Below are 392 nucleotides of genomic sequence, written 5' to 3' on the forward strand. Positions count from 1 at the left end.
ATTAAATTTCATATAAGCATCACCTAGTTTCCTTTGTATCAATCGAATCTCAGTGGATGTTTTTTTGTTCAAGGGGAGGGGAACATCCATGAAGTGTTTATCTTATTCAAATCGCTTCTATTATAAAGAGTTATCAGAAGAAGATGCGAATTGTATTAAGAAGGATTTGATCCTGTATAACTCTATGCTTCATATGGCTTATAAGAAACTCTATATAACTTGTTTTTATGGTGTCAAAGAAGCTGTCTCCTTAGAGAAACAGTTAAAAGCAAGATATGGGACGAATGATTATTTTCCTTTATCTGCAATACATGAAGCTAGAGCCTTGCTTAAAAGTAATATTGAAATCAATCAGCGATTGAAGAAAGCATGTACTAAACGGATTGAAAGAA

Annotated in this window: 1 protein-coding gene; it reads left to right on the forward strand. The window is 32.7% G+C overall.

Features of this window, described 5'->3' with window-relative positions; translation table 11 throughout:
* Positions 1-88: 88 nt before the first annotated feature.
* The coding region (locus DWZ33_RS17850) for a hypothetical protein (RefSeq protein WP_220452471.1) at positions 89-392 on the forward strand (304 nt) is incomplete at its 3' end.

It is taken from the genome of Dielma fastidiosa, assembly GCF_003475485.1.
Taxonomy (GTDB): domain Bacteria; phylum Bacillota_I; class Bacilli_A; order Erysipelotrichales; family Erysipelotrichaceae; genus Dielma; species Dielma fastidiosa.